2 protein-coding genes are annotated in these 1464 nt (G+C 53.8%); both read left to right on the forward strand.

All coding sequences use genetic code 11. The features are described from left to right. Positions 1–981: DUF2235 domain-containing protein (locus tag QPL96_RS19340; protein ID WP_303288904.1), on the forward strand; the 981-nt coding region annotated here is incomplete at its 5' end. Next, positions 971–1464: DUF2931 family protein (locus QPL96_RS19345; protein ID WP_303288905.1), on the forward strand; the 494-nt coding region annotated here is incomplete at its 3' end. The genes QPL96_RS19340 and QPL96_RS19345, both read left to right, overlap by 11 nt.

A 1464-nucleotide genomic window follows, 5' to 3' on the forward strand; every position in this document is an offset into this window, starting at 1 on the left:
TTCAGCCGTGGCGCGGCCACAGCTCGGCATTTTGTCAGCCGGGAGGTTTCGGACACAGCGGGCTCCTTATACGGTCAATACAAAGGGGCTTTAGTCAGAGCATTCGAGCGGGAAGGCATACCTTGGCCCAAGAAAGTTTCCGTTCGCTTTGTCGGCCTGTTCGATACCGTTGCGGGGATTGCCGATCTCGGCAATTTGGACTTATCGGCTCACGATGCAGAAGCCGGGCGTATCAACGTCAACTTACGGTCGGAGGATGCCGAACGGGTCGTTCAGTTTGCCGCACGGGATGAGCGCCGGCACAACTTCTCACTCAACAGCCTCCGGGGTGAGTCCGGCAATCTGCCGGACCACTTCAGCGAATGGGTGCTTCCGGGGGTTCACTCCGATATTGGCGGTGGTTACCCGGATCGCTTTCGAGAACGGATTGAAGTTCGTCCGCCCTTGGTCATCAAAGGAAAGGATCGCCGCAATCCCGAAGCCAGTTTTGAATTCTCCCGCATGTTTCAGGAACGTGCGCTGATCAAAAATGAAGGCTGGGTCGGGCCACTGAATCCGCTTGCCACGCTTGAAATCGAACAGGAACGCCCACCCGGTTTGCGTGGTGGCGACATCACGCTTCGGCTTTGGCTCGACCGCGAGGTTCGCGGTGAATACTCCCGTATTCCGCTGTACCTGATGCACAAACTGGCGGTGGATGCTGGTGTTCCCTTCCAATCTATCAACCCAGAAGTAGAAGGCCTCTCTTTACCGCAAGAATTAATGACGGTTGCCAGAAATCTCGCGGCTCATGTCTGGCATGGCAGCCAGTTATTGATGACTCCGGAGTCCAAAGCGTTACTGAAACAGCGATATATCCACCATTCCGATCATTACCTGAAGCTTGGTCCGTTGTATCCCTTCAAACCCGGCAAGTATGGCCGCCGAACTGTTCATCCGAATATGGGGCAATGGAGGAAGGGGGAATACCATGAGTATTAAAACGCTCGTCGTCAGCCTTTGCGTTCTGTTGCTTCTGGGGTGTTCGGACCAGGGAGAACCAGAGGCACCCATGCACGGCCCGAATTCTGCCTATCGGAGTATCGGTGTTGTTGCTCCGGAACACTACGATGTATGGGTGGATAAATTCTTTATCGAGTCACTGTCAGAAAATGTTGGGTGGCGCCGTCCATTTGGAATCGTCAGTTGTTGCTGGAAAAGCCCCCCGCTCTCACGCGCAGAGTGGCAGACAACCCCCGAGTTGTTCCTTATTCGGTGGTTTTCGTTCGCAGAACAGCAATCCTATGAGGCTGTGATCAGATTAGAAAACGCCGCTGAAATTGTGGAAAAGATGAAAGAGCCAGCGCCGTATGAAAGATATGGTAAAACAATGATTGAACCCAGAGACACATTGGTTCTTGGCCTAGCGCCGGGAGGAACGGTGGTTCTCTGGATAATGAACGGGGCGGAAAATGCGATTGAGGT

This window comes from Marinobacter sp. SS8-8, assembly GCF_030540945.1.
GTDB lineage: Bacteria > Pseudomonadota > Gammaproteobacteria > Pseudomonadales > Oleiphilaceae > Marinobacter.